Here is a 13,304-nt window from a genome sequence, read left to right as displayed (position 1 = left end):
ACCGTCATCGCCCGGCTTGACCGGGCGACCCAGTACGCCGCGGCCCTTCAGCTCAATCACTGATGTCCCGGCGTACTGGATACCCCGCTTTCGCGGGGTATGACGGCTGACAACGAGGACCACGTCATGAACGCGCCCTTCAAGCCGATCAACGAAGCCGCCACCGATTTCGTCCGCCGCCACATCGGACCGTCGCCGCGCGACGTCAACGCGATGCTGGAAACGGTCGGCGCCGCGAGCCTGCAGGCGCTGATGAACGAGACGCTGCCGGCGTCGATCCGCCAGAAGGCGCCGCTCGATCTCGGCCGGGCGCTGAGCGAGACCGAGGCGCTCGCGCATATGAGCGAGCTCGCCGCGCAGAACCAGGTGTTCACGTCGCTGATCGGCCAGGGCTATTCCGGCACCATCCTGCCCGCGGTGATCCAGCGCAACATCCTGGAAAACCCGGCCTGGTACACCGCCTATACGCCGTACCAGCCGGAGATCAGCCAGGGCCGGCTCGAGGCCCTGTTCAACTTCCAGACCATGATCTGCGATCTCACCGGGCTCGACGTCGCCAACGCCTCGCTGCTCGACGAAGCGACGGCGGCGGCCGAAGCCATGGCGCTCGCCGAGCGCCACTCGCAGGTCAAAGCGAAGGTGTTCTTCGTCGACAAGGAGGTGCATCCGCAGACGCTGGCGGTGATGCGCATGCGCGCCGCGCCGCTGGGCTGGGCGCTGGTGGTCGGCGATCCCCTGACCGAGCTCGACAACGCCGATGTGCTCGGCGCCCTGTTGCAATATCCGGGAACATCGGGCGCGGTGCGCGACCTCAAGCCTGCCATCGCCTCGCTGCGCGCCAGGGGCGCGCTTGCGATCGTCGCGGCGGACCCGCTGTCGCTGACGCTGCTCACCTCGCCCGGCGAGCTCGGCGCCGACATCGCGATCGGCTCGGCGCAGCGGTTCGGCGTGCCGATGGGTTATGGCGGACCGCACGCCGCCTACATGGCGGTGCGCGACACGCTGAAGCGCTCGCTGCCCGGCCGCCTCGTCGGCCTCTCGGTGGATTCGCGTGGGCAGCCCGCCTATCGCCTCGCGCTGCAGACCCGCGAGCAGCATATCCGCCGTGAGAAGGCGACCTCGAACATCTGCACCGCGCAGGTGCTGCTCGCCGTGATCGCCTCGATGTATGCGGTCTATCACGGTCCCGAGGGCCTGACCCACATCGCACGCAGCGTGCATCGCCGCGCGACCGTGCTTGCCGCCGGCCTGCGCAAGCTCGGCTTTGCGCCGACCAGCGAAGCGTTCTTCGATACCGTGACGGTCGAGGCCGGAGCGAAGCGGGTCGAGATTGTCTCCCGCGCGCAGGCGGAGCGGATCAATCTGCGCATCGGTGCGACCACGCTCGGCATCGCGCTCGACGAGACCACGACGCCGGAGACCGTCGAGGCAGTATGGCGCGTGTTCGGCGGCAAGCTCAGCTTTGCCGAGATCGAAGCGGCCGCGCGCGAGGCGCTGCCGAAGGAGCTGCGGCGCACCAGCGCGTTCCTCACCCATCCGGTGTTCAACACCCACCGCTCGGAGACCGAGCTGCTGCGCTACATGCGCAAGCTCAGTGATCGCGACCTCGCGCTCGACCGCGCGATGATCCCGCTCGGCTCCTGCACGATGAAGCTCAACGCCACCACCGAGATGATCCCGCTGACCTGGCCGGCGTTCGGCAATCTGCATCCGTTCGCGCCCGCGGATCAGGCCAAGGGCTATCACGCGCTGTTCAAGCGGCTGGAGCAATGGCTGTGCGACATCACCGGCTATGACGCGGTGTCGCTGCAGCCGAACTCCGGCGCGCAGGGCGAATATGCCGGACTGCTGGCGATCCGCGGCTATCACCTGGCGCGCGGCGAGCCGCACCGCAAGGTGTGCCTGATCCCCTCCTCCGCGCACGGCACCAATCCCGCCTCGGCCGCGATGGTCGGCATGGAGGTCGTGGTTGTGGCGTGCGATGCGCGCGGCGACGTCGACGTCAACGATCTCCGCGCCAAGGCCGAAAAGCACTCCGCCAATCTCGCCGCCGTCATGATCACCTATCCGTCGACCCACGGCGTGTTCGAGGAGCATATCCGCGAGATCTGCGACATCGTGCATGCGCATGGCGGCCAGGTCTATCTCGACGGCGCCAACATGAACGCGCAGGTCGGCCTCTCGCGGCCCGGCGATTACGGCGCCGATGTCAGCCATCTCAATTTGCACAAGACCTTCTGCATCCCGCATGGCGGCGGCGGCCCGGGCATGGGCCCGATCGGCGTGAAAGCGCATCTTGCGCCCTATCTGCCGGGCCATCCCGCAACCGACGGCACGACGGCGCACGCCATCGGCCCGGTGTCGGCCGCGCCGTTCGGCTCGGCGTCGATCCTGACCATCTCCTACATCTACATCCTGATGATGGGCGGCGAAGGCCTTACGCGCGCCACCGAGATCGCGATCCTCAATGCCAACTACATCGCCGCACGGCTGCAGCCGCACTTCCCGGTGCTGTACCGCAACGAGCGCGGCCGCGTCGCGCATGAGTGCATCGTCGATCCGCGGGCGCTGAAGACGACGAGCGGCGTCACCGTCGACGACATCGCGAAACGCTTGATCGATTACGGCTTCCACGCCCCGACCATGAGCTTCCCGGTGGCGGGCACGCTGATGATCGAACCGACGGAATCGGAATCGAAGTTCGAGATCGACCGGTTCTGCGACGCGATGATCGCGATCCGGGGCGAGATCGCAGAGGTCGAGAACGGCCGCTGGACAATCGAGGCCTCGCCGCTGCGCCACGCCCCGCATACCGTCCACGACATCGCCGACGACGCCTGGAACCGGGCCTATACCCGCGCCGAGGGCTGCTTCCCCGCCGGCGTGTCGCGTTCCGACAAATACTGGAGCCCGGTCGGCCGCGTCGACAACGTCTATGGCGACCGCAACCTGGTGTGCTCATGCCCGCCGGTCGAGGACTACGCGCAGGCGGCGGAGTAGAGCCGCTCTCGTAGGATGGGTGGAGCGCAGCGATACCCATCATTCATCGAGCGGGATGCGCAGTGATGGGTTTCGCTGCGCTCTACCCATCCTACGGTCCAGCGATCGTAACGTCCCTGCTAACGGCGGGACGAACGATAGAAAGCAGGGCCGCCTGCGGCAGGAGGAAACATGCGCGAGGAATTCTGGTTTCATTTCCCGTTCCGCGTCCGCTATTCCGAGGTCGACGCGCAGGCCGTGGTGTTCAACGCCCACTACCTGACCTATTTCGACACCGCGATCACCGAGTATTTCCGCGCGCTCGGCTACGACTATCTCGGCGAGGTGGCGCGGACCGGGATCGACTTTCACACCGTAAAATCGGTGGTCGAATACAAGACGCCGATCCGGTTCGACGAGGACATCGAGGTCTGCGTGCGGGTGGCGCGGATCGGCCGCTCCTCGATTGTGCTTGCGCTCGCGATCTTCGCCAAGAGCTCGGACGACCTGCGTGCCACCGGCGAGATCATCTGGGTCGCCACCGACCAGAAGACCCATCAATCGGTCGCCGTGACCGAGGACTTGCGGGCACTGATCGCAGGCCGGGAAAAGGCGCTGGCGCAGGGGTGAGCCGATTGCCAATCGGTGTTGCGCGGATTGAGTCACAACGGCCACTCCGCCATCGGGCGCTATTGCTTCCCCAGCGTTGGGGCCCAGCGCCAAAGGCTGTCGTTGGTGAGATGCGTGCCGCCCCACCAACGATCGATCGGATTGTGGCGACTGAAGTCCTCCTTATGGGCAAGGACAGCCTCGCCGAATTCAGTCAGCGACAACCGGCTTCGCTGATACGCCTCCATACGCGCGCGCAAATTCTCAGGGGCGATGACGCGTAGCTCATCATCGAGCCCGGCGATCGCGGGCCGCGGCCCATGCGCGAGCCCCTGAAGCAGCGTGCCGATTTCCATGTCGGTGAACACGCCGCGTTGACGAAAGCCGCGAAGGTAGAACAGCCCGTTCGTACCCATGAAGCCCGCCGCAATCAATTCGAGCAGTCGCAGTTCGGTTGCGCCAAGTCCCGATCCGCTCCACGGAAGCTCCTGGAGCAAATCAAGCAGCGCCGGCCTCAGCAAGGGAAAGCCGCTGAGGTCTCGATGCAGCGTATCGAAGCAGGCCTCGGGCGTTGCCGCTCGATACGCCTGCCAACAGAGACTTGCAGTCTCGAGGTCGGCAGGCCGTATGTTGATCAGCGGCACCTCGTTCCATCCGCGCCATGTCTCGTGCATCATCGACAGATCGAACGCGACCAGGCGCAATTTCAGCTTGGCCGCCATCGCCGGGTAGGCCCGGAAATGATCGAGCAACCAAATCAGCTGCAATTGATCCATTGGGTTCGGATCGAACCAAAGCTCGATAATCTCGTAAGGTTCGCAGAATTCGATCAGTGCGAGATGCCGGCGCGCACGGGCATCCTGAGGCCACTGGCTCTGTGAGCTCCAGTGCGACCAATGTCCGACTGAATCCTGGTCCGACCGTAATCCGAAGTAAGCCTCAAGCTCTCCTGGCGGCGGCAGCGGTCCACCAACAAACCGAAAGCCGGATGTAATAGCGATCTCGGTGAGCCCCGAACGCGCGAGGCTAAGGCCGGACGGGCTGGTCAGGATCAGGCGTTTCATCCGCTCAACTCTCTCGACGCCAGGCACAAAGCGAAACGGGCGCCGAAGACGTCGGCAACTCAACGTCCTCAGCGCCCGCTTCCAGCGAAATGATTGAGCCTTGCGGCTTACTCGTCGGCAGGCTCCTCGCCTTCGGCGTCGCGTTCGGGAGTGCCAGCGAGGATCTGTTCGGAGATCAGGCCGGAGTTCTGCCGGATCGCGGCTTCGATCTTGGCGGTGATGTCGGGGTTCGCCTTCAGGAATGCCTTGGAATTCTCGCGGCCCTGACCGAGCCGCTGGCTGTCATAGGAGAACCAGGCGCCCGACTTCTCGACGATGCCGGCCTTGACGCCGAGGTCGAGGATCTCGCCCATCTTGGAGACGCCCTCGCCATACATGATGTCGAACTCGACCTGCTTGAAGGGCGGCGCCAGCTTGTTCTTCACCACCTTGACGCGGGTGGTGTTGCCGACCACCTCGTCGCGCTCCTTGATCGCGCCGATGCGGCGGATGTCGAGGCGAACGGAGGCATAGAACTTCAGCGCGTTGCCGCCGGTGGTGGTCTCCGGCGAGCCGTACATCACGCCGATCTTCATGCGGATCTGGTTGATGAAGATCACCATGGTGTGGGACTTGTTGATCGAGGCGGTGAGCTTGCGCAGCGCCTGGCTCATCAGGCGCGCCTGCAGGCCCGGCAGCGCATCGCCCATCTCGCCCTCGAGCTCGGCCTTCGGCACCAGCGCCGCAACCGAATCGACCACCAGCACGTCGACCGCGCCGGAGCGCACCAGCGTGTCGCAGATCTCCAGCGCCTGCTCGCCGGTGTCCGGCTGCGAGATCAAGAGCTCGTCGATGTTGACGCCGAGCTTGCGCGCATAGACCGGGTCGAGCGCGTGTTCAGCGTCGATGAAGGCGCAAATGCCGCCCTTCTTCTGGCCTTCCGCCACGGTGTGCAGCGCCAGCGTGGTCTTGCCCGAGGATTCCGGCCCGTAGATTTCGACGACGCGTCCCTTCGGCAGACCGCCGACGCCGAGCGCGATATCGAGCCCGAGCGACCCCGACGACACCGTCTCGACATCCATCGACCGGTCGTTCTTGCCGAGCTTCATCACCGAGCCCTTGCCGAACTGGCGCTCGATCTGGGAGAGCGCGGCTGAGAGGGCCTTGGACTTGTCCATGGAGGATCCTTCGACGATACGCAGTGCAGTAGCGGACATTTGGGATGTGCTCCTTATGGCGGGGATTCGCTAGCGGGAAAAACGGGCGATGAGAGCGGGTGGAATGCGTTGTTGATAGGAACCTCGTACCACGTTTGTTCTATGTTCGCAATATGTTCTTTCAGGCAATGAGGTGCTGTCCGTATTTAAGCCCCCGTGTCCTAAGTTGATTTTCGGAGTGTCCTAATTCGGATTAAGCGAACGGAAACCGTAGCTTGGCCGTTGTTCTCAGTAGGACTACCGAGGCGGCCATTGGATGTTCTGGCCCCATCAATTTCCATGGGACGCCATCTGTTCTCAGATTGATCTAGATCAGGAGGTCTAGTCCCAAATCCGGGATTCTCCGTGGGTGAACGGAGTTCCTAAATCGCGCAATCTCGAATGTTCACTTTGGAACCGACCGCCGTCCATCGGCATATTAAGATTCGTGGAACTCACACCCAACGGTTAGGACCCGTGAGTAAGACGAGGTAGGTGTCATGAAGCGACGACGCAGGGTTGCTCAGATTCTCCCCCTTGAAGAACGTCTCACCCAGGAAGCCAGAGAGCTACGCCAACGAGCTAGAAAACTTCCCCCAAGTCGAGAGCGGGAAGCACTACTTAAAAAGGCGCGGCACAACGAGACCACCGCTCATTTGACAGAGTGGCTGACGTCCCCCGGTCCAAGGGCTCCAATCTAGGAGGGCTGCCCGATGCACCGTCGATCTCCTCCCCCTACATCTGAAGATCAACTCGCCCAAATGAACGAATACCGGGCGTATACGCTTGGGCAAGACGGCCACTTTATCGCGTCCCGCGCGTTCAAGTGCGCCGACGATAGCGACGCCATTATTTGGGCTAAGCAGCTCATAGACGCCCACGATATCGAACTGTGGAGCGGCGAACGCTTCGTGATCCGACTTGAGCATCAAGAGAAGTGAGTGAGAGGCCGCCTCAGTTGGCGAACTCTCAATGGCTAACGTGCGCCCACAGCGCAACCGTCCCAACAGCCATGATCGTTAGCCAGCTAGCCACCACGATCCTTCCGTACTTTCGAAGCAATCTAGAGTTCATTGTTTAGCTCTCCCAGAAGGCCGCCTCAGTTGGCGGCCTCTTCGTTTTCGTGCCCTTCCTGATCGGCAAGGATTTCCTTATCGATTTCGAGCTTCTGAATTAGGCGCTCGATCTCTTTCACGCCAATGTTGCCGCTCACGCGGCGGTAAGTATAGAGAGGGACTCAACTTTTACGAGTCTAGCGGAACAGCACCCAACGAAAACAGCCTCAGCGCCGAGAGAACACTGAGGCCAAGTTTGAGTCTCATCCATGAGGTACGACAACTCAGCCGATCAGAAGCCAGCCTAAGCTGACGATGAAGGCAACGAGCGATATTCCCGCTAAGCCTAAAAGGCTGTACTCGATGCCATCGAAATCGGTTCTGAACATAATGTTCAAACGTTACACCTCGGTTCCCGACGGCGCTTTAGCGTATGTCAGTCAGCAGCCGTGCCCTATGGCGGAGGCTCAAAAGAACGGCCCCAGCACCTCTGGGGGCCGGAGGCCGGTGCTGGGGCCGTCATGTGATCCGCCGATCAACTTGGAAGTCGGCAGCCTCAATACTGCCGCCCCCGCCGATCCTCTCGCAATAGCATGCGTGCAACAGTGTCCTAGTTCCGCAGAGTGGGTGTCCTAATTAGGACAGCACCGGCAATGAGGTGCCGGCCCGTTTCCATCCACAATGGCCTGCTTTGATTTTTGGAGTGGCCTGGTTTGGGTTTAACCCCGTCGCAACCAAGGGTTAGCCGATGTTCTCGGTAGGACTACTGAGGAGGCCCTCAGATGTTCTGGCCCCATAACTTCCTGCGGGTCGCGATCTGTTCTCGCGGAATGTTTACTGGAACAATCGGCCCGGCAGTGCCCTTATTTGGGGGCCCCCAGCCAGACAGGTAGCCCCCCGACTGCTGGAGGAAAACCCGCCTCCGGGACGGGTTGGCGGCCCCCTGTTGGGGCCGTTTAAAATTCCGTAGTTCTCCGGCCAAGAACAAAGTTCCGGGCCGTACGACGCACCTTGCGCCCGAAGTTCCCCCGATAATCAACGAGTTAACCTGACAGGCTCGACCGCGTCAGACAACGGCTGGCACAATCTGCATACTACCTTTGTACCCCTCCTGAGCCCTGAAAAAACTCCGTAGCGTTCGACGGAAGACTCGGGTTCCGCCAGTGTTCGTAACATTGGCCTGCTCAACCAACGCGAATTGCGCGGCGCTGGGCAGCCAACACGACTGGCGACGGTTCCCTGGCGACGCTGCCGGCGGACGAATCCTTTCCGGAATCCACAACGACGGCTCGAACGGGCGCGGTCTTTCACACGATCTTTTTACGGGTGCTGATCATTACTACAACTAATGGTTTAAATATCGACGACCGCCTTCATTCGCGGAACCGTTACAAATGATCCACAGGGGCATCGAGTTCAGCGTCACCCAGCTGATGGCCGGCGTCTGGAAATGGCGCTTCCAGATCGGCGATCGCGTCTTCACGGGCAAGACCGAAGCAAAGCTCGATCTTCTGGCGATCCGCCGCGTGCAACTGCGGATCGATCGCGAGCTGAACAATCTGGAGCGGGAACGGACCCGCGGCAGCAATGGGGACTGAGGCACGGTCTATCGTGCACGCCGCGGTGCGCTGACGGGCTGGCCCTCGCGCTTCGCTCGAAAACGCTTCAATCCGCGCTTGCCAGCCGCCGCATCGTGAACTCGATGTCGCCGCCGGGGAGCTCGCGCCAGCTCTCGACGGCGCTCATATAGGCCGCCTTCGGGTAGCGCTTGAGAAAGTCACGCGCTCTCACGCGGGCCTGATCGCGTGGCAGGCTGAAGGTCTCGCGCAGATAGCCGTCGTCCGGCTTCCGCCGCTCGGCCATCCGGCTGGCGAGATCGCGCGGACGAGACACCATGCCGCAACTCCGGACCAACTGACGACACCCCAATATAGGGGCGGCGGCAGGAGAATCCGAGTCTGCGGGAGACGGATGAAGTCGCCCCGAACGGGCGTTACTGGCTGCGCGGCGCGGCGCTTCCGGGCTGCGCCGAGCTTCCGGTCTTGGTCTTCGGCTTGGCGGGATGGGCGGCCGCCTTCGGCGGATCGCTACGCACGACGCCCCAGGGATCGGACGATCCCTTGGCATCGGGAATCTTGCTGAGCGAGTCCTTGTAGGCCTTGTCCCTGACCGCGTCCTGCTCCTTCTCCTCCTGGGTCCTGGTCTTGACCTCAGGCATCAGGTTGACGTTCGGCATCTGCGCATAGGCCGGCGCCGACAGCAGCACCGCAACCGCGACTGCGCACAAAACTCTCATGAGTACGCTCCTTGCATTTTCGTCGCCGGTATATCACCGCAAGAAAGCCGCCGCCAAGCGCGCCTGCCCCGGCCCTAGAGATGGTCTGACTTGCAGGATTTCGGCGACTGCATCCAGTCGTCCCAGACCGGACCGCAGCGCGTGCAACCGCTGAGCGCAAGCCCGATCGCAACCACGCCGCCGAGCACCACCAATCTGCGGAACATGTGCGCCCCCACCAATCGCGAGGAGGCGACTGGGCGCCGAAACTGGGGCAATTTCAAGCCGGGCACGGCGCTTGCAACGCAGCGCAGCGCCCATCGGAACGTAGCGCAAGCGCGCTTCGGAGCGCAGCGCAATCGCGTCGGTTTGACCGGGCGGCCGCGCAAATTACACTGCGCAACAAAGCAGAAAAGGAATCGATCAAATGACTTTGGCGATGAGCTGGGACGAGTGGACGCAGCACGACGGGACGGCGCTCGCAGGGCGTGTCCGGGACGGCGAGCTGACGCCCCGCGAGCTGGCGTCGCAGGCAGCCAGCGCCGTCGCCAAGGTCGATCCCGCGCTCTCCGGCGTCGTCGAGCTGTTCGACGATGTGATCGCCGATCCGGCGCGCGACGGCGCCGACCTAAACGGCCCGTTCGCCGGCCTGCCCTTCCTGATGAAGGACCTCGGCCCGACCTTGAAGGGGCGGCTGCAGGAGATGGGCTCGCTGATGATGCGCGGCAATCGCGCCGCGGCGGATACCTTCCTGACCGCGAAGATGCGCAAGGCCGGCCTCAATTTGATCGGCCGCACCACGACGCCGGAGTTCGGGGTCTGCAGCTCGGCGGAAAATCCCGCGGTCTATGTCACGCGCAATCCCTGGAACACCGACTACACCACCTGCGGCTCGTCGGCCGGCAGCGCGGCGATGGTCGCCGCCGGCGCCGTGCCGATCGCGCACGCGACCGACGGCGGCGGCTCGATCCGGATTCCCGCCGGGGTCAACGGCAATATCGGCCTGAAAGTCTCGCGCGGCGTGTTCTCGCTCGCACCGCATCTGTCGGATCTCACCGGGCTGGTCTCGATCCAGGGCTGCCAGTCCCGCACGGTGCGCGACACCGCTGGCTTCGTCGATGCCTGCCGGGGACCTGCGCCCGGCGAGTTCATGCCGTTCTGGACCTCGCCCGAGCCATATGCCGCGATGATCGCGCGCGATCCCGGCCGGCTCAGAATCGCGCTGTCGCACACATGGGGCGACTATCGCGCGACGCCGCACATCGTAGCCGAGCTCGAGCGGGTCGGACGTTTCCTCGAAGGCCTCGGCCATCAGGTCGATTACGCACTGCCGGCGATCGACTACCGGGATGCCTTCGCGGCGCAGACCACCTGCTACATCAGCAATTTCGCCGTCGTGATCGGCAACATGCTCGCCGCGCGCGGCCTCGAGCGGCCCCCAGTGGAGCTGATCGAGCCGATCAATATCCGCATCTGGGAGCATGGCCGCGACTTCAGCTTCGCCGATCGCGCCCGCATGCAGGCCGTCTTCAACGCCACCTCGCGCGGCTTCGGCGCCTTCTTCGAGGACTGGGACATCATCCTGACGCCGGTCACGGCGCTGCCGACGCCGAAGGTCGGCACCACGGAATATCTCACCATCTCGGACAATCCGTCGGTGCTGGACTGGTTCGGCAATCTCTGGCGCAACTTCGCCTTCACGCCGCTCGCCAATCTCTGCGGCATCCCCGCGATCTCGCTGCCGCTCGCGACCAACGAGCACAGCCTGCCGCTCGGCATTCAGGCGATCGGAAAGCAAGCGAGCGACGGGCTGTTGCTGCAGCTCGCCGCCCAGATCGAACGGGCGATCAACGGCAAGTGGAATGCAGGCAACACGCCGGCCGTGCATGTCACGCGCAACTAGGCGATAAATGGCAAAACCATCAGCGGAGGAAACGGGACGTCATGCAGCAGGCCGGTGAATTCGGGATCGACGATGCGAAACGCGTGCTCGGCGACGTCTTTGCGCCATGGGTGCAGGACCTCAATCTGGCGATCGAGCAGTTCGACATCGCCCCGCCTGCCGGTGGCGATGCCGATTGGCAGCCCGGCGCCATCCTGCGCATGCCGTTTTCCGAGCGATTGTGCCGCAATGGCGGCATCGTCTGCGGCCAGGCGCTGATGGCGTTCGCCGACACCGCGATGGTGCTCGCCAACCTCGCGGCCAACAAGGGCTATCGCCCGATGACGACGGTCGACCAGACCACCCACTTCATGCGCGCGGTGACCGCCTCCGACGTGCTGGCCGACGCCCGCGTGGTCAGGCTCGGCCGCACCATGAGCTTCGGCCGCGTCACGCTATCCTCCGCCACCGACAACAAGCCGGTGGCGATGGTGTCGAGCGCCTTCGCGATGCTGCCGGGATAGGCCTCTCGCATCATAGACGATGCATCTCCTCATCCCCGCGCAAAGGCTTCGCCTTTGTCGCTGGAGGAGCTTGCGCAGCAAGCGTCTCGAAGGACGAGGCCACCAGCCCGGTCTCATGGTTCGCCTGGCGATGCGAAGCATCGTACAGAGACGCGCGTTCCGCGCTCCTCACCATGAGGGTTCAGGCTAATCATGCTGCAAGATTTACTTGCCGAGCATCTTGCCGCGCATTGAGATGATGGGTTTCTCTTCGCTCTACCCATCCTACGCAACTGTCATCGCCCGGCTTGACCGGGCGATCCAGTACGCCGCGGCCTCTCATTCCATCACCACGGTCTCTGGAATACTGGATCACCCGCAATGCGCGGGTGATGACACTGAGCAAGCCGACTAGACCAATCCCGCCATAGCTTGCGTAGCAAGATTTACTTGCCGAGCACGGCCTCCGCCGCGTTGACGATGCTGATCGTCGGATTCTTTCCGCAATAGGTGCCAAACTTCTTGGCGTTCTCGGTGAACACGTCGGTATCGATGATCGCCTCGTCGGAATCGCCCTTGTACCAGCCGTCCATCCAGACCAGCACCATCTTGATGGTGTCGTCGCCGCCGTCGACGAACTGCTTGCAGGTCATGGTCGAGAGATCGAGGACGGTGGCGCTGGCTGGTGCCGACGACAGAGCGAGCGCGGCGGCAAGCATGATCGAGGCAGTGATCTTCATCGCAATCTCCATGGGCAAGTATTTTGAAATCAACGGGAAGCACAGCGCTTCCGCTAGCGCGTCGTAAACGAAGCACCGCGGCGAACGCAAGCATGGTACCGCGCAGACCGCCCCGCACGTCGCTTCGATGCGCGGATTGAGAACTCGTGTTTCTGATTTGTGACGGCGCCGCGCTAAAACTTGATGAGAACAGGGCGTGCACTCAATAATCCAGTGTGTGCGAGCGGGGATCGCGAGGTCCGTGTCGCTCTCAAAAGCCGACATCGGCGATGCTTTGGTGAACGTCCGCCCAGGGCCAACAGGTGACAGTCGCGGTGAAAGAGGCCGCCAACTGACGCGGCCTTACTCCTTCGGTTCTGGATGCAACTCGCGCTTCTGTACTTCGTATTGCTCGATCAGCAGCGCAATGCCCTCCAGGGTCAGTTGATCCGTGGTCCGCATGGATAGCTCCGTGTAATGCACTATCCTCTTGTCGAGCTCAGCGCATTTTTCACACATGAACGGCTTCTCCGTCCTGTTGTCCTCAATGCGGCCTGACGATATCGAACGCGAATTTAAGCTGCATCACGGGCCCGTCGTCGTCGCGTACCTCGATCGCCATCTGAATTAGGCTGGCGGATTTTTGGGCTGCATTGTGGACCATGTCGGCCAAGGCTTTCACGGCCTCTTCCTGAACCGATCCCATGTCAGGCAACACCATTCCCTCTTCATCCGGGATCAGTGCTTCGCCGTCGCGAAGGTCAAAATAATATCTTCGCATCTGGTGAAATGCAGAGAAGGAGGGGGATGTTCCTCGCGCAGCCCAGCGCGGACGCGACGTTGCGACATAGACAAGAAGCAGTGTTCAACCCGATCAACCCGACAGACGAGGAACGCGCCGTATGGATGCGAGCGCCATGGGATGTGAGACAAAGGCGTTAGAGCGTTTCTTGCCGGACGGGGCGCTCAGTATCGTCGCGCGTGGACATCGGCCGTGGATCGGACAAGCCGATGGCTCTGCCAAACGAGCCCGATGCCCCATG

The 13,304-nt window shown here is 62.9% G+C and carries 13 protein-coding genes; 6 read left to right on the top strand and 7 right to left on the bottom strand.

Annotated features, from left to right (window positions below):
- Window positions 1-126: 126 nt before the first annotated feature.
- Together gcvP and AC1VNY_RS03175 are read left to right on the top strand one after the other, a co-directional pair.
- A complete protein-coding gene (gcvP, locus tag AC1VNY_RS03180) occupies window positions 127-3,000 on the top strand; it encodes an aminomethyl-transferring glycine dehydrogenase (RefSeq protein ID WP_482404063.1) in 2,874 nt (957 codons plus the stop codon).
- Between the two features lie 171 nt (window positions 3,001-3,171).
- A complete protein-coding gene (locus AC1VNY_RS03175) occupies window positions 3,172-3,609 on the top strand; it encodes an acyl-CoA thioesterase (RefSeq protein WP_482404062.1) in 438 nt (145 codons plus the stop codon).
- Between the two features lie 59 nt (window positions 3,610-3,668).
- Here AC1VNY_RS03175 and AC1VNY_RS03170 read toward each other — a convergent pair whose 3' ends face one another.
- Window positions 3,669-4,652, bottom strand: coding sequence for a hypothetical protein (locus tag AC1VNY_RS03170; protein WP_461195811.1), 984 nt, complete (start codon window positions 4,650-4,652; stop codon window positions 3,669-3,671).
- A 107-nt stretch (window positions 4,653-4,759) separates the two neighbouring features.
- Window positions 4,760-5,848, bottom strand: coding sequence for a recombinase RecA (gene recA / locus AC1VNY_RS03165; protein ID WP_050402041.1), 1,089 nt, complete (start codon window positions 5,846-5,848; stop codon window positions 4,760-4,762).
- 692 nt (window positions 5,849-6,540) lie between these two features.
- Between recA and AC1VNY_RS03160 the strand changes: the two genes are divergently transcribed.
- Both AC1VNY_RS03160 and AC1VNY_RS03155 read left to right on the top strand, forming a co-directional pair.
- A complete protein-coding gene (locus AC1VNY_RS03160; RefSeq protein WP_482404061.1) occupies window positions 6,541-6,768 on the top strand; it encodes a hypothetical protein in 228 nt (75 codons plus the stop codon).
- A gap of 1,508 nt (window positions 6,769-8,276) precedes the next feature.
- Entirely contained in the window at window positions 8,277-8,480 is a 204-nt protein-coding gene (locus AC1VNY_RS03155) for a hypothetical protein (protein WP_016848526.1), read from the top strand.
- A gap of 67 nt (window positions 8,481-8,547) precedes the next feature.
- Here AC1VNY_RS03155 and AC1VNY_RS03150 read toward each other — a convergent pair whose 3' ends face one another.
- The 3 genes from AC1VNY_RS03150 to AC1VNY_RS03140 form a co-directional block, all read right to left on the bottom strand.
- Complete coding sequence (locus tag AC1VNY_RS03150) at window positions 8,548-8,778, bottom strand: hypothetical protein (protein ID WP_016848527.1); 231 nt, start codon at window positions 8,776-8,778, stop codon at window positions 8,548-8,550.
- Window positions 8,779-8,875: 97 nt separating this feature from the next.
- Window positions 8,876-9,178: a hypothetical protein gene (locus AC1VNY_RS03145; protein WP_028339850.1), complete on the bottom strand. Its 303-nt coding sequence runs from the start codon at window positions 9,176-9,178 to the stop codon at window positions 8,876-8,878.
- Between the two features lie 74 nt (window positions 9,179-9,252).
- Window positions 9,253-9,384, bottom strand: a complete 132-nt coding sequence (locus AC1VNY_RS03140) for a peptidylprolyl isomerase (RefSeq protein ID WP_482404060.1) — start codon at window positions 9,382-9,384, stop codon at window positions 9,253-9,255.
- A 200-nt stretch (window positions 9,385-9,584) separates the two neighbouring features.
- Between AC1VNY_RS03140 and AC1VNY_RS03135 the strand changes: the two genes are divergently transcribed.
- Window positions 9,585-11,060 (top strand): amidase, encoded by a 1,476-nt coding sequence (locus AC1VNY_RS03135; RefSeq protein ID WP_482404059.1) that lies wholly within the window; start codon window positions 9,585-9,587, stop codon window positions 11,058-11,060.
- 41 nt (window positions 11,061-11,101) lie between these two features.
- Complete coding sequence (locus AC1VNY_RS03130) at window positions 11,102-11,563, top strand: PaaI family thioesterase (protein ID WP_482404058.1); 462 nt, start codon at window positions 11,102-11,104, stop codon at window positions 11,561-11,563.
- Window positions 11,564-11,988: 425 nt separating this feature from the next.
- On the opposite strand, the gene AC1VNY_RS03125 is transcribed toward AC1VNY_RS03130, so the two are convergent.
- Window positions 11,989-12,282 (bottom strand): HdeA/HdeB family chaperone, encoded by a 294-nt coding sequence (locus tag AC1VNY_RS03125; protein WP_050387706.1) that lies wholly within the window; start codon window positions 12,280-12,282, stop codon window positions 11,989-11,991.
- A 523-nt stretch (window positions 12,283-12,805) separates the two neighbouring features.
- Window positions 12,806-13,042: a DUF6894 family protein gene (locus AC1VNY_RS03120; protein ID WP_482404057.1), complete on the bottom strand. Its 237-nt coding sequence runs from the start codon at window positions 13,040-13,042 to the stop codon at window positions 12,806-12,808.
- Window positions 13,043-13,304: the final 262 nt, after the last annotated feature.

The sequence above is a fragment of the Bradyrhizobium ferriligni genome (genome assembly GCF_056837965.1).
The sequence above is the reverse complement of the archived record's forward strand: the minus strand, read 5'-3'. Positions and strand labels throughout refer to the sequence as shown.